16 protein-coding genes are annotated in these 15319 nt (G+C 51.8%); 4 read left to right on the forward strand and 12 right to left on the reverse strand.

Annotated features, from left to right (window positions below):
• Positions 1-2 precede the first annotated feature (2 nt).
• From nuoK to BUA34_RS04545, 10 genes are read right to left on the reverse strand one after another with little or no spacing between them, the layout of a single operon-like run.
• The gene (nuoK, locus tag BUA34_RS04500; RefSeq protein ID WP_072827538.1) at positions 3-317 is read right to left on the reverse strand and encodes an NADH-quinone oxidoreductase subunit NuoK; all 315 of its coding nucleotides are present in this window, start codon (positions 315-317) and stop codon (positions 3-5) included.
• Entirely contained in the window at positions 317-859 is a 543-nt protein-coding gene (locus BUA34_RS04505; protein WP_072827539.1) for an NADH-quinone oxidoreductase subunit J family protein, read from the reverse strand. The genes nuoK and BUA34_RS04505 overlap by 1 nt, the downstream gene beginning before the upstream one ends.
• Positions 859-1425 carry a NuoI/complex I 23 kDa subunit family protein gene (locus BUA34_RS04510; protein WP_072827540.1) on the reverse strand — a complete coding sequence of 189 codons (567 nt, stop codon included), beginning with the start codon at positions 1423-1425 and terminating at the stop codon, positions 859-861. Before BUA34_RS04510 ends, BUA34_RS04505 begins: the two co-directional genes overlap by 1 nt.
• Positions 1425-2780, reverse strand: a complete 1356-nt coding sequence (locus tag BUA34_RS04515; RefSeq protein WP_072827541.1) for a complex I subunit 1/NuoH family protein — start codon at positions 2778-2780, stop codon at positions 1425-1427. The genes BUA34_RS04510 and BUA34_RS04515 overlap by 1 nt, the downstream gene beginning before the upstream one ends.
• Positions 2780-4369, reverse strand: coding sequence for an NADH-quinone oxidoreductase subunit G (locus tag BUA34_RS04520; RefSeq protein WP_072827542.1), 1590 nt, complete (start codon positions 4367-4369; stop codon positions 2780-2782). The genes BUA34_RS04515 and BUA34_RS04520 overlap by 1 nt, the downstream gene beginning before the upstream one ends.
• A 4-nt stretch (positions 4370-4373) precedes the next feature.
• A complete protein-coding gene (gene nuoF, locus BUA34_RS04525; protein WP_072827543.1) occupies positions 4374-5681 on the reverse strand; it encodes an NADH-quinone oxidoreductase subunit NuoF in 1308 nt (435 codons plus the stop codon).
• A gap of 2 nt (positions 5682-5683) precedes the next feature.
• Complete coding sequence (locus tag BUA34_RS04530; RefSeq protein ID WP_072827544.1) at positions 5684-6745, reverse strand: NADH-quinone oxidoreductase subunit NuoE family protein; 1062 nt, start codon at positions 6743-6745, stop codon at positions 5684-5686.
• Positions 6742-7935, reverse strand: coding sequence for an NADH-quinone oxidoreductase subunit D (locus tag BUA34_RS04535; protein ID WP_072827545.1), 1194 nt, complete (start codon positions 7933-7935; stop codon positions 6742-6744). The genes BUA34_RS04530 and BUA34_RS04535 overlap by 4 nt, the downstream gene beginning before the upstream one ends.
• Positions 7932-8534, reverse strand: coding sequence for an NADH-quinone oxidoreductase subunit C (locus BUA34_RS15990; protein WP_072827546.1), 603 nt, complete (start codon positions 8532-8534; stop codon positions 7932-7934). Before BUA34_RS15990 ends, BUA34_RS04535 begins: the two co-directional genes overlap by 4 nt.
• A gap of 4 nt (positions 8535-8538) precedes the next feature.
• On the reverse strand, positions 8539-9174 hold the full coding sequence (locus BUA34_RS04545; protein WP_072827648.1) for an NADH-quinone oxidoreductase subunit B: 636 nt from the start codon (positions 9172-9174) through the stop codon (positions 8539-8541).
• Positions 9175-9467: 293 nt separating this feature from the next.
• Between BUA34_RS04545 and BUA34_RS04550 the strand changes: the two genes are divergently transcribed.
• From BUA34_RS04550 to BUA34_RS04565, 4 genes are all read left to right on the forward strand, one after another.
• Positions 9468-10307 (forward strand): TIGR02147 family protein, encoded by an 840-nt coding sequence (locus BUA34_RS04550; RefSeq protein ID WP_072827649.1) that lies wholly within the window; start codon positions 9468-9470, stop codon positions 10305-10307.
• Positions 10304-11779 (forward strand): carboxypeptidase-like regulatory domain-containing protein, encoded by a 1476-nt coding sequence (locus tag BUA34_RS04555; protein WP_072827547.1) that lies wholly within the window; start codon positions 10304-10306, stop codon positions 11777-11779. Before BUA34_RS04550 ends, BUA34_RS04555 begins: the two co-directional genes overlap by 4 nt.
• Positions 11780-11930: 151 nt before the next feature.
• The gene (locus BUA34_RS04560; protein ID WP_072827548.1) at positions 11931-12125 is read left to right on the forward strand and encodes a 4Fe-4S binding protein; all 195 of its coding nucleotides are present in this window, start codon (positions 11931-11933) and stop codon (positions 12123-12125) included.
• The gene (locus BUA34_RS04565; protein ID WP_072827549.1) at positions 12115-13302 is read left to right on the forward strand and encodes an NAD(P)/FAD-dependent oxidoreductase; all 1188 of its coding nucleotides are present in this window, start codon (positions 12115-12117) and stop codon (positions 13300-13302) included. Before BUA34_RS04560 ends, BUA34_RS04565 begins: the two co-directional genes overlap by 11 nt.
• Positions 13303-13369: 67 nt before the next feature.
• Here the strand turns inward: BUA34_RS04565 and BUA34_RS04570 are convergent, their stop codons facing one another.
• Together BUA34_RS04570 and BUA34_RS04575 are read right to left on the reverse strand one after the other, a co-directional pair.
• Complete coding sequence (locus BUA34_RS04570; protein ID WP_072827550.1) at positions 13370-14050, reverse strand: glycine zipper family protein; 681 nt, start codon at positions 14048-14050, stop codon at positions 13370-13372.
• A gap of 151 nt (positions 14051-14201) precedes the next feature.
• Positions 14202-15257 carry a branched-chain amino acid aminotransferase gene (locus tag BUA34_RS04575; RefSeq protein WP_256375014.1) on the reverse strand — a complete coding sequence of 352 codons (1056 nt, stop codon included), beginning with the start codon at positions 15255-15257 and terminating at the stop codon, positions 14202-14204.
• Between the last annotated feature and the right edge of the window lie 62 nt (positions 15258-15319).

Consider the following 15319-nt stretch of genomic DNA (forward strand, 5'->3'; position numbering starts at 1 on the left):
TATTACCCCTTCATGTTAGAATACGTGTCGGCATCAATGCTTTCACGGTTGCGGAAAATGAGGATGACCATTGCAAGGCCGACGCAAGCTTCGGCAGCGGCGACTGCGATGGAGAACAGCGGAACAATCTGGCCCACAATGCTTGCATCCGCAGGCAGAGTCTTAGCAAAGCCCACGAACGAAAGGTTCACGGCGTTCAGGGCAAGTTCAACGCCCATCAGCACAAAGAACACATTGCGGCGGGAAACCGCGACCATGAGGCCAATGGCAAAAATGACCAAGGCCAAAATCTGTACATATATAGCTTGGAGTTCCATTAGTGATTACCCTCCTTTTTTTCGGAAACCACAGAACCCAGACGCTTCTTGGCAAGAAGCACTGCGGCACCCATGGCAGAAAGCAGAAGAACACCGAGAACTTCGAAAAGCACGAAGTAACCCGGGCCCGTCTGAGCTACATCAAAAAGAGTCTTGGAAGTGATTGCCACAGAACCGCGAATCGTTGCTGCATCGAAAGCAATCGGAGAGCGGACAAGGGCAAAGCCCACGAGACCGGCAAGCACGATGACTGCAGGAATCACAAAGAGCGAAACCTTGTCAAACATCGGCGTATGGGAGTCGCGAGCACCATTCAACACCATAATCACGAACGTAAGGAGCATCATGATTGCTCCTGCGTAGACCATGATCTGCACAACGCCGAGGAACGGGCTTCCGAGAAGGCCGTAGATCCCGGCAAGAGACACCATCGAGGCAACCAGCGAGAGGGCGCCATAAAGCGGGTGTCTAGAGAGGAGCACGCAAACGGCACTGCCGACTGCGATCACTGCGAGGACAATGAAATAAATCAATGCGAGCATTATTTGACCTCCATGCCCCAGACCTTGCGGGCCTCGGCATTCTTTGTACCGCCCGGAGCCATCTGGCTCTGTTCGTCATTCGGGTAATCCTTCGGATCCCAGTTGGTGAGATCGTAAAGATGTGCCACGAAGTCTTCGCGGGAACGGTGTTCGAAAATGATTTGCTTCGTATCCATGCGGAGGGCATCGACCGGGCAAGCTTCTGCGCAAAGGCCGCAGAACACGCAAGTCAGGTGGTCGATGTCAAAGCGCATCACGCGCTTTTCGATACGCGGGTCATCGCTCTGCGTTGCTTCGATGAAGATGCAGTGAGCAGGGCAAGCCGCAGCGCACATGCCGCAGGCGACACAGCGAGGCGTACCATCCGGGCGCAACATCAAACGATGCTTGGCACGGTAGGTATTGCGAACTTCGGGCTGACCTTCCGGGTAAGAAATCGTCGGAAGTTCTTCATAGCGGAACAAACCGCGAGCCGCATGCTTAAGAGTTGTCCACAGACCGCGAATCGCCTCGAAAATGTAAAGGCGTTCGATGACGGTCATCGGTTTTTGCTTAATAACGCGCATTAGTTACCCCCTAAGAGTTTTGCGACAACTGCGGTCACAACGAGGTTGATGAGGGCGATGTTCAAGATAATCTTCCAGCCGAGGTGCATCACGTGGTCATAGCGGAAGCGCGGGAGCGTCCAGCGGACCCAAATCCAGACCCAGCAGAAGATGAGGCTCTTTGCCACAAGAACGAGCAAGTGGATGAGTGCCGTACCGACTGCGGTTGCAAAGCTACCGACAGCGAGGCCATTCACCACGAAGTTTTCAGGATTGTAGAAGAACCAGGCAGCAACACCGAGAGCGATGAATGCTGCGGTTGCAACCCATGCCACAATCTTGTAAAGCTTGTATTCCTGGAGAACTTCAAAGCGGTGTGTCAAGTTCGTCGCCTTGAGCTTGCGGGAATAGCGGTAAATCATGTGGAGGAAAGCAAGAGCGATGAATGCGAGCACGCCGCAGAGAACTGCAAGGGAGCCACCCATGTGTTCCTGCAACGTTTCGGTCGTCACGAACGGAACTGCATAACCGCCGAGGAACAGCGTCGCAATAAGGAAGCTGTTGATGCAGATGTGCGAGTATTCGCCCATGTAGAAGAGACCGAACTGCATAGCGCCATATTCCGTATGGTAACCGGCAACGAGTTCAGGTTCACCTTCAGCAACGTCGAACGGAGCACGACCCGTTTCAGCAATGCTTGCAATGAGGAAGCAGAAGAATGCGACCGGCTGGGCAACGATACCCCACACGTGATTTTCCTGCCACTGCACAATGTCCGTGAGGTTGAAAGAACCGGCGAGGAGCAAAATGCCCATGAGCGAAAGACCAAGGCAGACTTCATAGCTGATGGTCATGGAGCTCGTACGGAGAGCGCCCAAGAAGCTGTACTTGGACTTGGAAGCCCAACCAGCGAGCATTGCACCGTAAGCCGAGATAGAGGAGAAGCCGAAGAGCAAGAGCACGCCCACATCGGAATCGATGATGGAACCAGCAATGCTGACCGTTTCGCCACCCCAGTCAAAGATCATCGGTCCAAACCACGGAATCACACACGGAGAGAGGAACACGATAGCGAACGGGATTGCAGGCGCCACATAGTACAAGAGCTTGTTTACGCCAGCAGGAGCAAACATTTCCTTGAAGAAGAGCTTTGTACCGTCGCACATGTTCTGCACATAGCCGAATGCACGGAGCTTTCCGAAGTACGGAATCTTGATGTAGGAGCGGTTCGGGCCCTGACGGTCTTGCATAAAGCCAGCGCCACGACGTTCCATCGGGATTAAAAGAAGGATGTAAAGGACAGGCACGAAGCAGAAAGCGAACTTTGCAATCGTAATTGCCCATTCAATCCAGGTTTTGGATTCAATAATATCCATTATGTGTTACCTCCCAGGAGCTTTCCTGTGCTCTTGATGGCATCATAGGTAATGTCGGCAAAGGCCGGCACGAATTCACGAGCCTTCTTGAAAGCTTCGCAAGCCGAATTGAACTTGTTTCCGGCGAGTGCAGAAATCACTTCGTAAGCCGGGGCAAGTTTTTCATCCGGGCAAGTCGGAGCAGCAGAGAGTTTCTGCAAGATGTTGAGGCTGTTGACCATCGTGCCCTGGACTTCACTCCAGTGGCGGATACCGAATGCAACCTTGGCCTTCTTGGCGGTAGCGTCATCGAAAGCGGAAAGAGCAATGCGGTTCGAAATCTTGTCGAGAGCCTTAGCAGCAGAAGCGTCTTCGCCGTAGAGGTCAGCGTTCACCGTGATGAGGTTGCTGAATTCGCCTGCGCGCTTGAGGAGTTCTGCAACGTCTGCAAAGCCCATGAGCTGCATGCCTGCGCGATTTGCCACCGGGTCACCGCTCTTTGCGATACCATCCGGAGCACCCACCTTCAGGAGGGAGCCGCCGAAGAGTTCAGCGCGGTCACCGAGAGCATCCTTGAGCAACTTGAGGGCTGCGAGGTCTTCGTTCGTGCAAGCGCCACCTGCAACGAGAGCGACCTTGCCACCGCTAATCTGGATAGCGGAAGCGTCAATTGCCGGCAAGCGGTTCTTGTCAAACTGCTGGAAAGCGAGACGGCTCGTATTGGAGAGCCAGCTACGGTTCACTTCCGGGTTGCAACGCGGCATCACGCGATAGATGCGGCCATCGGCGTGATCAAGCCAAATGTTTGCACCGAGGGAGTCGTCCATCGAAATCGTCGGCGTGTGGCTCAAGAGCCAAACGCGCTTCTGGAAGCGGAAGTACTTTGCCGTCATGGCGCCCGTCGGGCATACATCCGTGACACAGAGGTCGTATTCGTGGTCGAGCTTTTCGCCCGGGAAGGTAGTAATGTAAGTATGGTCGGCACGGCCAGCAAGCTGGAGCTGTTCGTCCTTAGCGATGCTACGCATAAAGCGTACGCAACGGTCGCACTGCACGCAACGTTCTTCGTCGAGCAAAATGCGCGGACCGATGTCCACATGCTTACCGCCACGGAGCTGACCCTTCGCATCAATGAACTGATGTTCCGGATTGCCGTGGTAATTCTTGCCGTATTCCGGACGGAGGCGGCCTTCATTCTGGCCTGCTTCCATGTAGTTTTCCTGCAAGGTGCATTCACCAGCCTTGTCGCAAATCGGGCAATCGAGCGGGTGGTTCACCAGCATGAATTCCTGTGTGGCCTTGCGGGCGTTCTTCACGCGGGCGCTAGATGCCGGAGTATAAATCTTCATACCCGGAGTCACAGGAGTATAGCACGAAATCACGAGCATGCGACCGCGCGGGCCTTCCTGCTCTACCAGGCACTGACGGCAGTTACCCGACACCGGCAAATACGGATGATAACATACGTGAGGAGTTTCAATCCCGACAGCCTTCAGGGCTTCGAGGAGGTTGGTATCGCCAGGAACCATCACGGCCTTGTCATCCACGAAGATTTCTACCTTCGGGCTTGCTTCGGTCGGGAGTTTCGGCATATTGTAGTAGTTACTCATATTATTACCAGAAAATTCCAGGACGACTTGTTTCTTGAATACGCGGTTTTGCGTGTTCGGGGTTCTTAGCGATATATTCGTCAAAGTCCGCACGGAACTTTGCAGTGTAGCTCGAGACCGGGCCACCCAAAGAAATGGAGAGCGGGCAAATCGTCACGCCACCAAATCCGCTAGAAAGGCTCTGCATGAGTTCCACATCGCCATCATGACCATTGCCGGCCACCATCTGGTTCAAGATGCGGTGCAAGAGGCCTGTACCTTCACGGCACGGAGTGCACTGGCCGCAAGATTCATGGCTGTAGAAGTTGCCTAGGCAATTCAAGAGGTCAACCATGTTGTGCGTATCATTGATAATGATCATGGCGCCAGAACCGAACATCGTCTTCATCGAAGCGAGACATTCGTAGTCCATCGTAGCGACAGCGGCTTCTTCTGCAGTCAAGGGAGCGCAAGAGGAACCGCCCGGAAGCACAGCCTTGAGCTTGCCACCGACAACGCCACCAGCATAATCGTTAATCATAGTCATCATCGGAGTTCCGAGAGGAGCTTCGTACACGCCCGGATTCTTCACGTCACCGGAAATGCAGAACACCTTCGTACCACCGGCGCGCGGTGTACCCATCTTGGCATATTCGCTCGGTTCGTGCTGCAAGATCCACGGAAGCGACATGATCGTTTCGACGTTGTTCACGCAGGTCGGAGACTTCCAAGCACCGCAAACAGCCGGGAACGGCGGCTTAAGGCGCGGCTGGCCCTTCTGGCCTTCGAGAGAGTTAATAAGAGCAGTTTCTTCACCGCAAATGTAGGCGCCAGCACCGCGATGCACAAAGATATCAAAGCTGAACTTCGTGCCGCAAATGTTTTCGCCGAGGTAACCTGCGGCATAAGCTTGGTTCAAAGCCTTGTTCAAGGCTTCGATGCACGGGAGGAATTCGCCACGGCAGTAGATGTAGGCCGCGCGAGAGCCCAAAGCCCAAGCTGCAATAATAAGGCCTTCGATCAAGCGGTGCGGATCTTCGAGCATGAGGAAGTGGTCCTTGAACGTACCGCCTTCGCCTTCGTCAGCGTTTACGACAATGTAAACCGGCTTGCCGGAATTGCGCGGGACAAAGCTCCACTTCATGCCAGTCGGGAAGCCTGCACCACCACGACCGCGGAGGTTAGAACGTTGCACGTAATCGATGAGCTCGAACTGGCTCATGTTGAACAAGCGTTCCGAAATGTTTGCGTAGCCACCCAGCTTCTTGTAGACTTCGATGTCCTGGGCGCCCTTGCCAAAGTTTTGCGTACAAACTTTTACACATTCAGCCATAATTAAACCGCCTTTTGTTCCGGTGCAGGCTTTTGCGTCGTAACAGCAATAGCCGAGGGTTTAGCAACACGTTCACCGGAGGTCGCAATCATACGGTATTCGTCGCCGACCTTACCACTAGCATCAACAAAGCTCTTGTCCTTCACGCCCGGCTCGCCCACGGCGACCCAGTCGTTACCGTTCTTCTTTTCAACGACAAGCTTCGTGAATTCCGGAGCGCCCTTCCAAGTGAGGGTTGCACCCGTTTCGTCAGCTTCAGCCTTGACGTTCAAGACCGGAGAAGGAGGAGCATAGTCAGCCACCTGCGGCTTTGCAATTGCACCCGGAGCACCCGGATGACCGCAATGGCCCTTCACGACACCACCGAGCACGTCGTGCTTCGGGATGTTGTCTTCATGAGCATAGCACCACTTGAGAATGCGGTCGATGCTGTCAGTCGTAAGCTTTGTACCCGGCTTCATCGTGAGCACGTCGCCATCGGCATCCGTAGCAAAGTCATCGTTCACGAGCATCATCGGGCCGTTGCCGCAAGAACCGAGGCATTCCACCTGGAGGATCGTAAAGAGACCATCCGGTGTCGTTTCGCCCGTCTTGATGTTCAAAGCATGTTCCACATAAGCGATTAAACTCGGAGCGCCCTTGATGGTGCAGCTGATGTTACGGCAGAACTGCAAGAGGAACTTGCCCTTCGGAGCGTGGTTGTACATCGTATAGAACGTAGCAACGCCAAGAGCATGAGCCGGAGCGCAACCGCAAACGCCTGCTGCCCAGCGGATACCTTCGCGCGGCACCCAACCGAACACGCCCTGCACAAGCCAAAGCACTTCGAGGAGAGCGCCCTGCCCCACCGGATAACGGCTGAGGAGGTCTGCACAACGTTCCTTGATTTCAGGCGTATTGAGCTTGGCGAGCACTTCAGCCGTAGGAGGCTGCGGCACAGGCTTGTTCACATAGCCAAACTTCTGGCCCGGATCCGGCAAAGCATCAATCGGCTGCGCCGGACGGTCGAACTTCAAATGATTGTTCGAGACAAATTGGACAGCGCCAGTAATATGTTCTCTCATCGGTCAAGTTCTCCAGCAATAATGTTGAGACCCGAAAGCACGGCCATGGAGTCAGCCAAGAGACCGCCTTCGACGAGTTCATGGAATGCAGCAAACTGCGTAAGGCAAGGCGGACGCACCTTGATGCGGTACGGATGGCCAGAGCCGTCAGAAATAATCGTGAAACCAAGTTCACCGTTAGCACATTCAGAACCAGAGTAGTATTCGCCTTCCGGTACGCGAATGCCTTCGTAAACGCTCTTGAAGCGACCGATAAGGCCTTCCATATCCTGGTAAGCGAGCTTGTGAGCCGGCACGCGGATACGCGGGTCGACGATATCGACCGGGCCCGGAGCAAGGCGCTTCAAAGCCTGGCGCACAATCTTCACGGATTCTTCAATTTCGGCCAAACGAACCTGCAAACGGTCGTTGCAGTCGCCCTGAGTGCCAACCACGACTTCCCAGTCATAGGTTTCGTAATCGTAGTACGGTTCATCCTTGCGGAGGTCAGAAGCAACACCGGATGCACGGAGGCACGGGCCAGTCCAGCCGTAGCTGATAGCCTTTTCGGCAGAAATCTTGCCAACGCCCACCGTACGGTCAAGGAAGATGCGGTTACGGTCTAAGCAAGCGTGCAAGTCCTTCAAGGCCTTTTCGGTAGAATTGAGGGCAGCAAGAACATCTTGTTCAAAGCCTTCATAGCTATCGCGAGAAAGGCCGCCAATGCGAGCAAAGCTGTTCGTAAGGCGAGCACCTGTGAGCTTTTCCCAGATGCACATGATTTCTTCACGCGGGTTAAAAGCGTACATGAACGGAGTCGTACCGCCCAAGTCCTGGAACGCAGCAGCAACGCACACAAAGTGGTCGTTGATACGGCTAAGTTCGTTCACAATCACGCGGAGAACCTTGGTACGTTCCGGAATTTCAACACCGAACATGTTTTCAACGGTACGGCAGAACGCAATGTTGTTCATGATTGCGGAGCAGTAGTTGAGACGGTCGGTATAAGGAACCACTTGCTGCCATGTGCCGCGTTCGACCATCTTTTCGAACCCGCGGTGGAGGTAGCCGATTTCTTCGACAGAAGCGACGATGGTTTCGCCATCCATTGCAGCCAAGAAGCGCAAGCATCCGTGAGTCGCCGGGTGGCTAGGACCTACGTTCAGAGGCATCAAATTCAGCTTTTCGCCATTCGGATCAAGTACGATCATTCTTTGATACTCCCTTCCAAAAATTCGTTGTCGTTCGTTTCCACTTCCTTAGAGCGCTGGACGACCTTGTAGCCAAGTTCTTCGAGGCGCTGTTCAAGCTGCGGAAGCAAGTAATCGTTCGTAGAGAGCCACTGGCGCTTCTGTGCAGGGTAATCCTTGCGGAGCGGATGGCCAACAAATTCGACATGGTTCAACAGGCGGCGGAGGTCCGGATGGCCCTTGAACACAATACCGAACTGGTCGTAAACTTCGCGTTCGTACCAGTTAGCGTTAGCATAAAGGTCGGTAATTGTCGGAACATTCAAGTCTTCTTCGGAAACCAGCACCTTCAGACGGATGCGGCTACCCGGCTTGGACATGCTCTTGAATGCATAAGCGACAGCAAAGCGCGGACCTTCGTGGTTCGGGTAAGTCAGATAGTCGATACCGGCAATGTCCACGAGCATTTCGAACTTGATGCCGGCTTCGCTCTTGAGGAACTGGACTGCATTGTGCAGATAGGAGGCAGAAATAACAGCGGTCACGCCCCACTTGTCCTGTTTTTCGCGCGTTGCGCCATACCTTTCTTCAAGGACGGCGAAGATTTCTTCAACAGTCATTCTTCTACTCCTTCCAGAATTGGGCTTTCTTTACAAGATTCTGTTCTTTCTCTTTCATGAAGTCCTTGATATCCACGACCTTTTCGTGAATAGCAGTCTTGGCTTCGCACTTCGCTTCGGCAGTCTTGGCCTTGATCATTTCGAGCTGATCCTTGACGCTTTCGGCGCGCTGTTTCATGAAGGATTCATCCTTGACCTTCTTCTGCAAGTCAAACATGGCATCGAAGAAGGCTTCCGGACGCGGAGGGCATCCGCCGATATAGACATCCACCGGGATAATGTGGTCGATACCGGGAACCGTGCAGTAGCAGTCATAGAAACCGCCAGAGCTTGCGCATGCGCCCATAGCAATCACCCAACGGGGTTCAGCCATCTGTTCGTAGATGCGCTTTAAAATCGGAGCCTGTTTGTAAGTAATCGTACCTGCAACAAGCAGCACATCGGACTGACGCGGCGTAAAACGCACGTATTCAGAACCGATACGAGAAAGGTCATAACGACCTACTTCCGTACTCATGAATTCGATTGCACAACAAGCCGTACCGTAAGGGAACGGCCACAAGGAGTTAGATCGCCCCCAATTGACCAAAAAGTCAAGCGAGGACGTAATGATATTCGGCTTTTCTGCCTCATTACCCATAGGAGTTACCTCATAAATTTCGGGCCAAAAGATAGAAACTTTCGTGACCGGACGCTCAAAAATCGCAAAGCCAACACGCAGGAAAAACGCCAATCCTCGCCCATTTTTCAAATGCAATAAAAAAGTAAGCAGCGGAAAGACTGCGGGAATCCAGTGAAGGTATGGGCAATGCGCAACGCCAAAAACAGCGTAAGAAAAATGTAATCACCGGACGATTCTGTCAAATATCACATTTCGGGTATTTTCTCAAAAAATGTTCTCACCATAGTTCTCATAAATATTATATTAAGTTCGTGGAAAATTATATCGATATTTATCAATTTACGCACTTCCGCAAGTACCTGGAAGAATATCAGGCGGCACGAGTCCAGTCCGACCCTGAGTTCACACGTACCGGGATTTGCAATATGCTCGGACTGCCCAAGACGCGCAGTTACTTTGCCGATGTTCTCAGAGGAAAAAAAGTTAGCCCCCGCATGACGGCAAAATTCATCGAAGTCCTGGGCCTCAACAAAAAAGCCGCAAAATACTTCGAGACCATGGTCCAGCTCGACCAGGCCAAAACAGAGACGGCCCGCAGCGCAGCCATGGAAGAGCTGTTGCACTTGCACCCCAATCCGCAGCATATCCTCGATTCTAACACCTACGAATACTATAATCATTGGTACCATAGCGCAATGTTTGCTATTCTTGATGCTATGGACGTTACTGACGACTTGACACCCGTGCAAAAGAGAATCTTCCCGAAAATTCCACTCGGAAAGATTAAGGACTCGTTGTCTCTTTTGGAAAAACTCGGACTCGCACGCAAGAACGAAGCGGGTTTTTGGAAGCCGACCAAGGAATCCATCTCCAGTGGTCCGTACAACAACGCTGAACTGATCAAGCAATACCAGTTGCAGTGTTTTGAACTTTCCAAGCAGGCGCTTATCACGCGCCCCAAGATGCCGACCGTCATGAGCACTCTCACGTTCAGCATCTCTAATAATGCCTACAAGAAACTCGAATCTGAACTCCAGGAATTCAAGGCGAAGGCAAGGCGAATCATCAGCGAGGACAACGAAAAGGCAAACGGAGTTTACCAGATGAACCTTCACTTGTTCTCTAACCTCGATCCGGAGGTTAAAGCATGATGCAGTTTAAGACTTTAAAATTTGCGGGAATCGCAGCAATTGCGACATCGCTCTTTACGGCTTGCACCGAAGAAAACCATGCCGGTGTCCTCACGGAAACCGAATCTGGAACCACAATTGCAAGTATCGTCAGAGACGAACAAGGTGAACCCGTCGCAAGCGCAAAGGTGAACCTTATCTCGGCAACTCACATTGCCGCACGCATGGCGCCTATCAAGACGACCACCACAGACGAAGACGGTAAATATTCTATCGACAGTATTTCTGCCGGTGACTACGCCTTGCAGATCAGCAACACGGATCACACGCAGTCCGCATACCAGATGCTCACAGTCAAAGACTCCAAGACCGACCTGCAGACGCTCAACGTCCCCGAAGCAAAGCTCGAAGAGAATGCAAGCCTCGAACTTGACCTCGGCACGTACGATCTTGACAAGGGCGACACGCTCTGCATCACAGGTACGCTCAACTGCACCGCAGTCAGCGAAAGCGACCTCAAGTCGGGAACCGTCAAGCTCAGTGAAATTCCGCCTGCAGAATTCACGAACATCATCCTCATCCGAGGCGCCGGCCGCGACACCTCGACGCGCAACGTCAAGTGGGACTTCACCCCTGGCGAAAAGCTCGAAGTCTCTTCAGAATTCGTAACGGTCACCGTTCCGGAAGAAGCCTTGAGCGCCGCAAAGAAGCTGAACGGCAACAAGACTCTCGAATCCATGATTGTTCCGGTAACGATCCCCACGAAGGTCAAGAACCCGGTTCTCATTGACAACAACGGAGACTCGCTCGCAGTCTTTAAAGCCGAAAACGATGCGGACTCGTCGCTTTACTTCACGGCAATTCCAAGCATTGACGCAGGCACATACAAATTCACAGTCACATCAAGCGAATCCGTTTACAAGACTTCGGAAATTTCCAGAGTGTTTGCCGAATCCAAATCAGGTTTGTCCGTCACCGAAGGTGATTTCATGAATACATTCATCACGGATACGACAAGCAATAGCCTCGGCATCAGCTTCTGGATTGAAGAAGACGGCAGCAAAATCGCCGAAAAAGACTCTTCAATCCTTGATTCCAAGGAGAACGACGTCACATACCGTCTGGAAACAGGCAAAAACCCAGAACAGCTCTGCGCCAACTTCTACAGAAGAGTCTCAAAAGACACGACGTATCGGGATTCGGACACGGTGCTCGTAAACTCTTACTGCCATGACGTCTTGGATGGAACCCGCCATCACTACGTCATGTACATCAAGGCAAACCATATTGTTATCGCCATAGACGGAAAGACCGTCGAAGACACCAAGATGAAAAACGCCTTCATCATGTTCCCAGGCTTCGCCATCGGTAACCACAAGCTCACAAACTTGACCGTGTTCTCGCTCAAGCAATCCGCGATTGCCCAAGCTGACGACGAAGGCTGGGAACGCCTGCAAGCCTGGCTCTCCGCATACTACTTATTGCAGAAGTAATTAGTGTTTCGTCATCCTGAGCGGCGAAAGCCGTGAAGGACCCATTATGTCATGCCCGCCTCCGCGCGGGCATCTCCTTTTTTATCGAAATACGATTTTTTCTAGTAACTAGTAACTAATAACTAACAACAATTTTTATATATTCTCGTTCATGAAAGTTCTCGTTCACAATAGAGGCTTATGCCTGGAATGTGCCGGCTGTGTCGGCGTGTGCCCCAAGATGGCACTCGACATGTATGGGCTCGACTTGCAAATTGATCAGGATAAATGTGTCAAATGCGGACTCTGTGCAAAAGCATGTCCCGTAGGCGCCCTCAAGGTCCAGGAGTTGAACGATGTTCTGTAACAAAGAATACGATGTTGTCGTTATTGGCGCAGGCCCTGGCGGAAGTGTAGCAGCCAGGAACCTTTCCCGCGCAGGGCACAAGGTTCTTCTCCTCGAAAAGCGTGAGAAGGTCGGTATTCCGGTGCGCTGTGGAGAAGCGAGCACCAAGCTTGCAGACTTGCAGACATACGGCCCTATTGACGACAGCTGTATCGAAACTATTATCAACGGACTTTATATTTACGGTCCGAACGGTGTGGACATTGATCTCGCGCAAAAAGGCACGGGCATCATGCTCAACCGCGAAAAGTTTGACCCGTGGCTAGCCCACCTCGCCGAAAACGACGGTGTAGAACTCGTCAAGCTCGCCCGCGCAGAATTTGTCGGTGATGTAGAAAATGGAATGCGCCTTGTTCGCGTAAAGCTCGGCGAAGGCGCCGGTACCACGACCGAAGAAGTCCGCGCCAAGATGGTCATCGCCGCAGATGGCGTCGAAAGCCGCATCGGAAGGCAACTCGGGCTCGATTGCTTACAAAAGCCCGCATTCACTTGCACAGGCGTCGACATCCAGGTTCAAGGACTTCTGACCAAGCCGGATTATCTTACATTCTGGCAAGGCCACGACTTTATCAATGACGGATACATCTGGAGCTTCCCGAAAGTCAAATCCAACGTCACAAATTTCGGCGCAGGATTCCTGATTTCTGGCAAGCACAGCCAAAACGTTTTGGACACCACAATGGAATGGCTTTACAAGCTGTTCCCGGGTGCAAAAATCAATCACGTTGTGGGCGGAGCCATTCCGGTTTCAAGCGTTTTGAAAGATTACACGCTCGACCGTTTTGCCCTCGTTGGCGATGCCGCGCATCATACGAACCCGCTTACCGGAGGCGGCATCGCGGCCGCTATGCGCGCCGGACGGTTCTGTGCACAGACCGTCCACGAGGGCCTCGAATGTGGCAACTTGAGCAAGGCTTTCCTCAAGACTTACGAAAAGCGCTGCTACGATTACTTTGGTCGCATGCACGACTTTGAATACAAGTTCCGCAGGTTCCTCCTGAACGTCAACAAAAGCGAACAGACAGAGCTCTACAAGGTTCTCCAAAACTTCGCAAAGCACGGCTGCAAAAAGCGCGCCTTCTTGCAAACACCGCTTTCCTCCGCGAAAATGCTCTACAAGTTCTTGAAATTCAAGTAGTCCGCGCAAGCATCTAAGCAAAAAGCCCGAGATAAACTCGGGCTTTGTTGTTATTCTAAAAACGATTTTAGACCTGTTCGTTATTGTCCTTATTTTCCACCTCAGCAGAAGTTTCTGCAACGGCTTCGTTTTGTTCAGCCGCTTTCTTCTTTTTACTCGGTCTATGATCCCAAATAAAGCCAATCAAGCCAAACAAGATGACACCAAAAAGAATCGGGTTATTTATGATAAAGTTCCAAGCATAAGTTCCAAAGCCCGGCTCTGTAGCCTGATAGGCAATCAAGTCAAACGTATCAGAAGGATCATCGCTAAATGCCAATTGAACAGAAAGAATCTTTTCTTTAGTAATATCAACTATAATCGTTGCGCAAGACGTATCATCGGCACAAACAGGGACACGACCTTTAAGATTGCCCCATTCGGCTTTTTTGGTCACGTCAACACGGTTTGTTGTTTTAACGACTTCTTTCAGAATGTCCAAATCCGTCATTTTCTTTATATTCAAGAAAACGTCGCCTTCTTTATACTTTAAAAGAATTCCCTGTTCTGTAAGAACAAAACCTTCTCCGGCATAGGTATCCTTTTCCATAGCCTCTTTAATTTTCTTTTCGGCAACAGCACCCGTAACAGCACCAACGCCTGCACCGATAAGAGTACCAAGACCTTTCTTACCGGCATTTGCAGTAGACACAAACAACAGAACCGAAAGCAACAGAAGCAAGACATTCTTTGACCTGAACAAACGCATAATTTTCTCCTTTAAAAATGGAGCATATAATTTAACAAAACAAAAAATCCCGCAGCGCACGCCACGGGAAAATCTTTGGATTCTATCGGCCTTCGGCCTCCAGAATGACAACAATTAAATGTCACCCTGGAGCGAATGCGATAGGGCCTAATTACACGTCGACCACTTCAGTCCAGCCGAACGGATCTTCAGCTTCACCGAACTGGATTGCAGTGTACTTGTTGAAAAGTTCCGTGCAAACCGGGCCCGGATTCTTGCCGTCACCGTAGGTGAATTCCTTGCCAGCGACCGGATCCACAATCTTCTTGATCGGGGTAATCACGGCAGCGGTACCGCATTCAGCCGTTTCGCTGAATTCAGCAAGTTCTTCGAACGGGACCTGGCGACGTTCCACGGTGTAGCCGAGGTATTCAGCCAACTGCTGCAAGCTCTTGTTCGTAATAGACGGCAAGATGGATTCGGACTTCGGGGTCACGTAGGTCTTGCCCTTGATGCCGAAGAAGTTTGCCGGACCGCATTCGTCGATATACTTCTTTTCCTTAGCATCGAGGTAAATCGTGCTGGAGTAACCGAGCTTCTTGGCTTCTGCGAGGGACTGGAGGCTAGCAGCGTAGTTACCGCCGACCTTCACCGTACCCGTACCCTGCGGAGCAGCGCGGTCGTAGTTGCGGCTGATCATCATGTCCACCGGCTTGAACCCATCCTTGAAGTACGGACCCACCGGAGTCACAAACATCATGAGCAAATATTCATCAGCAGGCTTCACACCCACTTCCGGGCTCATACCGATGAGGAGCGGACGGATGTAAAGCGTTGCTCCGTAACCATACGGCGGCACAAAGCGGGCGTTGGCCTTCACCACAGTGTGGACCATTTCGCGGAACAATTCAATAGGCGGAACAGCCATGAGTACGCGGTTAGCCGTGTTCTGCATGCGCTTGGCGTTTTCGTCGACGCGGAAAATACGGACCTTGCCGTCCTTGCCCGTGTAAGCCTTGAGGCCTTCAAAACCTTCCTGGCCGTAATGCAAGCAAGTAGCGGCCATGTGGATGCTAATGTCCTTGGAAGAAGAAAGTTCGATCTTGCCCCACTGACCATTGCGGTAGTAGCAGCGAACATTGTAATCGGTGTCATAATAACCGAAGGGGAGCGTCTTCCAATCGACAGTATTCAAATCAACTTGCATAGTATTAACCTTTTTTGCAATTGTGCATTTTTAAAGGTATCATTCGGTACCACGTGAAAAATACAATTATAAACGCGTTTTTG

Origin of the sequence: Fibrobacter sp. UWB12 (genome assembly GCF_900142485.1) — a bacterium.
Classification (GTDB): Bacteria; Fibrobacterota; Fibrobacteria; order Fibrobacterales; family Fibrobacteraceae; genus Fibrobacter.

Bases quoted from the DNA above. Each gene is read 5' to 3' on its own strand.
- nuoK (WP_072827538.1), bottom strand. From the start codon at position 317: ATGGAACTCCAAGCTATATATGTACAGATTTTGGCCTTGGTCATTTTT.
- BUA34_RS04505 (WP_072827539.1), bottom strand. From the start codon at position 859: ATGCTCGCATTGATTTATTTCATTGTCCTCGCAGTGATCGCAGTCGGC.
- BUA34_RS04510 (WP_072827540.1), bottom strand. From the start codon at position 1,425: ATGCGCGTTATTAAGCAAAAACCGATGACCGTCATCGAACGCCTTTAC.
- BUA34_RS04515 (WP_072827541.1), bottom strand. From the start codon at position 2,780: ATGGATATTATTGAATCCAAAACCTGGATTGAATGGGCAATTACGATT.
- BUA34_RS04520 (WP_072827542.1), bottom strand. From the start codon at position 4,369: ATGAGTAACTACTACAATATGCCGAAACTCCCGACCGAAGCAAGCCCG.
- nuoF (WP_072827543.1), bottom strand. From the start codon at position 5,681: ATGGCTGAATGTGTAAAAGTTTGTACGCAAAACTTTGGCAAGGGCGCC.
- BUA34_RS04530 (WP_072827544.1), bottom strand. From the start codon at position 6,745: ATGAGAGAACATATTACTGGCGCTGTCCAATTTGTCTCGAACAATCAT.
- BUA34_RS04535 (WP_072827545.1), bottom strand. From the start codon at position 7,935: ATGATCGTACTTGATCCGAATGGCGAAAAGCTGAATTTGATGCCTCTG.
- BUA34_RS15990 (WP_072827546.1), bottom strand. From the start codon at position 8,534: ATGACTGTTGAAGAAATCTTCGCCGTCCTTGAAGAAAGGTATGGCGCA.
- BUA34_RS04545 (WP_072827648.1), bottom strand. From the start codon at position 9,174: ATGGGTAATGAGGCAGAAAAGCCGAATATCATTACGTCCTCGCTTGAC.
- BUA34_RS04555 (WP_072827547.1), top strand. From the start codon at position 10,304: ATGATGCAGTTTAAGACTTTAAAATTTGCGGGAATCGCAGCAATTGCG.
- BUA34_RS04560 (WP_072827548.1), top strand. From the start codon at position 11,931: ATGAAAGTTCTCGTTCACAATAGAGGCTTATGCCTGGAATGTGCCGGC.
- BUA34_RS04565 (WP_072827549.1), top strand. From the start codon at position 12,115: ATGTTCTGTAACAAAGAATACGATGTTGTCGTTATTGGCGCAGGCCCT.
- BUA34_RS04570 (WP_072827550.1), bottom strand. From the start codon at position 14,050: ATGCGTTTGTTCAGGTCAAAGAATGTCTTGCTTCTGTTGCTTTCGGTT.